The organism is Sedimentibacter sp., from assembly GCF_033447055.1.
In the GTDB taxonomy this organism is placed as follows: domain Bacteria; phylum Bacillota; class Clostridia; order Tissierellales; family Sedimentibacteraceae; genus Sedimentibacter.
The window spans coordinates 1-4,079 of record NZ_JAWQJF010000141.1 but is presented as its reverse complement, the minus strand read 5'-3'; the positions used below and the strand labels follow the sequence as shown (position 1 = coordinate 4,079).

Annotated in this window: 3 protein-coding genes and 1 pseudogene; all 4 read right to left on the bottom strand. The window is 31.4% G+C overall.

Annotated elements, in window-relative coordinates; all coding sequences use genetic code 11:
• A partial coding sequence (locus tag SA378_RS09810) for a Fic family protein (RefSeq protein ID WP_412178692.1) occupies nucleotides 1-843 on the bottom strand: 843 nt, incomplete at its 3' end.
• 73 nt (nucleotides 844-916) lie between these two features.
• A pseudogene (locus SA378_RS09805) lies at nucleotides 917-2,122 on the bottom strand (YifB family Mg chelatase-like AAA ATPase); the annotation flags it as partial.
• A 221-nt stretch (nucleotides 2,123-2,343) separates the two neighbouring features.
• A complete protein-coding gene (locus SA378_RS09800) occupies nucleotides 2,344-2,490 on the bottom strand; it encodes a hypothetical protein (RefSeq protein ID WP_318525811.1) in 147 nt (48 codons plus the stop codon).
• A gap of 322 nt (nucleotides 2,491-2,812) precedes the next feature.
• Nucleotides 2,813-3,613, bottom strand: a complete 801-nt coding sequence (locus tag SA378_RS09795; protein ID WP_318525810.1) for an RNA-binding domain-containing protein — start codon at nucleotides 3,611-3,613, stop codon at nucleotides 2,813-2,815.
• Between the last annotated feature and the right edge of the window lie 466 nt (nucleotides 3,614-4,079).

Genomic DNA, 4,079 nt, shown 5'->3' with positions numbered 1-4,079 from the left:
TCTTTCAGAAAACTCTTTATACGCTTTTAATAGTATGCTCAGATAATATGTTACAAAAGGACTGTAGTTATTACTTCCGACATACCATTCTTCTGAGCTTTGTTTTAAGGTTTCATAATAGCTTTCATTGGTATTTTCAATAATCATTTCAATGCTAATATATTTGCCGACAATATAACCTTCCTGGTACAGCAAGAGCAAAGTTAAAAGTCTGCTCATCCTGCCATTGCCATCATTAAAGGGGTGAATACACAAAAAATCCAATACGAATTTTGAAATCAGAATTAAAGCATCGATTCTGCCTTCTTTTTTTGCTTCAAGGTAGGCTTCACATAGTCTTTCTACCGCAGTGGGTGTTTCAAATGCCGAAAGCGGTTTGAATCTTACTCGATGAATAACTTTCGTATCAATCTCTTCTATCACATTATCTTGGTTTTTGTATTTGCCGCCATTCGATGTAGGATGATAACTATATAAATCTCTGTGTAACTGTAGAATGATATTTGAATTTAAAGAGATATGCTCATAGCTTTCGTGTACTGTATTAAGCACTTCTCTATATCCTGCGATTTCATCCTCATTTCTATTAAGCGGCTCTGCTTTTTTAGAGACTAATGCATTAAGTCTCACATCCGATGTATATATGCCTTCTATCCTATTTGACGCACCAGTACTTTGAATCCTGGCAACTTTAATCATCGCTTCTATAATATCTGGCTTTGCTGCCATAAACAGTTCTTGCTTTCCCTTATATTGATAAATTTTAGAAATCAAATTCATGATCTCTGGCGTAAACAATTCTCTATCTATTTCTTTGTAATTGAACGTTCTCAAATGGATCACCGCTTTTCATTAGTATTATATGCATAATTTTAACATTATTTTATGCATATAGCAATAATATTATGCAGCTAATGTTTGAAAAGTTGCTTAAATTCATAAAATCTACTGGTTGAACATATTTTTGTATATCAATTCTGTCAGATATCGGTCCTGATATCTTTTGTCTGTATTTTAAAACCTCATAATCTGTACACTTGCATTTATCTGTACCATAGTAACCGCACGGACATGGATTCATGGCAGCAATTAGCATAAAATTAGCAGGATAGGAATTAGTGTATTTAACCCTGGATATAGTAACCTTTTTATCCTCCATTGGCTGCCTTAATGAATCAAGAGTTTTCTTGCTGAATTCAGTAATTTCATCTAAAAACAAAACTCCATTGTGGGCAAGAGATATTTCTCCAGGCGTTGCATTATTTCCTCCACCAATGAGGGAATTTAAAGATGCGTTATGATGTGGTGCTCTGAACGGCCTGGTAGTTATTAAGCTTTTATTTTCCTTCAACAAACCTGCAACGCTATATATTTTTGTTATTTCTAAGGACTCACTTTCAGTCATGCTCGGCAAAATTGTAGGAATTCTTTTGGCAATCATTGATTTTCCACACCCAGGAGGACCCATCATAAGCATATTATGACCTCCGGCAGCTGCTACCACTATAAATTCAATTAAAGAGTCTTGCCCCTGAACATCAATGAAATCTAAATCAAATAGATTGTCCCTAGGAACTTCAACAATATCATCAACTGTATGAGCATATTCTTTTTTGTATTCCAAAAAATCAATAACATCTCTTAATGAGCTAAAGCCAAAAACATTTAATCCCTTTATTATGGAAGCCTCAGCCACATTGTCTTTGGGAACTATAATATTTTTTATACCTGAACTTTTAGCTGCAATAACCATTGGCAAGATGCCATTACACCCTCTAATCATTGCATTTAAGGACAGTTCCCCAAAGAAAGCAAATTGTTCCTTTCTTTTTATGGAAACTTGTCCGTCTTCTATCATAAGACCTATTGCAATTGGCAAATCAAAATGAGACCCGCTTTTTTTTAAATCAGAAGGAGCCAAGTTAATAACAATTTTCATTTCCGGGAACACGAAATGAGCATCCACAATAGCTGATTCAACCCTCTCTCTCGCTTCTTTAACTGCAGTGTCTCCAAGCCCTACAATAGAAATCATAGGCTGTCCAACTATTGTTTTAGTTTCAACATCTACTACATAACCATCAACACCTGATATAGCACAACTTTTTACAATGGAAGCCATAAAAACCTCCTCAATTTTTGCTAGCCAATAAACAAACAGCCGACTCACTTATGCCTATATTGCTGCCTATTTCAGCCATGGTATAATTTTCCGATAACGATTTCATAATGTATAATTTTTTATATTCAGTTAAATTTCTTTTTCTAGATCCATTTTTAATTGCAGTAAATATTTCTTCATTCTTAGTAACCTCATATAAAATATCATCTAATGTAAGTTTTTCAATTTTTGTTTGATTTAAATTCTTTCAATTTACTTAGCAAATATTTTTTGTACGTATTGTTTTCAAAAATATATTCTTTATTGTTACCTCTTTGTATAACATGATAAAGTGCACCGTTAAATTCTATCCTAGGTTTTCTACCCATCAGTACCTCCGAATGAATTCTATAATTATCTTTACTAGCATTATACAAAAAAACTTTCATATTTACAAGAACAATTGGAAAAATTTGTCTTGCAAAATTTGTCGTGTGCTTATAAAAACAATTCGATATGTAAGTCTGATTATACACAACATAGCTATATTAAGTATCTCACGCATTACAAGTGGATGGGGCCTGGCACCGTCATTTATTTGTCGCTACTGGATAAGCGACTAACAAAAGGTCGAGTTCAAATGATTTAAAAGCTCTATCCTCAACTGGATAGAGCTTTTGTTAATAAATTAAGTTCCTGGTACGGATTCCTTTAATCTATGATATTCCAATAACCAGCTGTATCCGAACCAACTCTGGCAATAAGGTTTTCTTCTTGAAGCTTTTTCATGTTTCTTTCTATTGTCCTAATAGTTTTGTTCAATTTTTCACTTATCTCTGCCTGAGTGATATATTTATCTTGATTAATAAGGCTAATAATAATTTCTTGTGTCTTATTAAGTTTAATCGTTTTTACACCGACATTCTCACCGACATTCTCACCGACATTTTCTAATAGATATGCAGCATAATTAAACTTATTTTCTTCATTATATAATTCTAAATTATTTAAAAATTTATCATTTAAATCGTATCCATTTTCTTCGTAATAAATCTTAAGTTGTTTAAATGTTAGATCTTGTCTAGGTGATAAAAGTTTTCCAAGTGAATTCCTAATTCGTTTGGAATATAAAGAATTAATCATTTCCATAGTCATTTGTTGAACAGTAGTACCTACTCTTATAAGACATCCATTAGGAGACAAACCATATTTTCTTAAATAATATGGCTTTTCAGGACCGCTTGATATAGCAATTTTAATAATATCTTTATCTTCCATTTTAACGGTCATAACATCAAACAATCCCATTGTAGAAGGGTATATATTATTTTTAATTTTATCTACGATTCTTTTCTGAAGGTCATCTGAATTATCTACACCAAAAATAAATCCGTCATCTTCAATACCTATATATATTTCTCCGCCTTCAGCATAATTTAAAAACCCTACTACTTCTTTCTCCAAACTATCATTTAATTCTCTTTTGAATTCAACACGATTGCTTTCATTCATAAATACCCACCTATTCGAATATTTTTTGTTAAATAATTTATCATATAGCTATTATACTATAATTTAAATATATTTAAACCAAAATTTATTATTTAATTTCAGTTAAAATTTAAATTCTACTCTTGGTTTTATTCCCATTTGATTCCCTAGACAAATAAATCACATTCCTTTTATTACTATTGCATCTATGATATTATTTCTATAATTCAGTCATAATAAACAACAAAAAGGAGAAATATAATCACTATGCAGTCTCCTACTGATCTTATTTATGGTAGTATGTCGCAAAATACTTATTTTGTAACACTATTACATAAATTCAAGTAATAGGCACCGATTATTTAATCGCTGTAATCATTGAAATATTACCAAAAAAATAACTCATTAACTCAAGTGACAAGGAAACCTCCGAAAAACTAAAGTTAATGTATAAATCATAAGAATGAAGTATAAATATTTTTGTTTC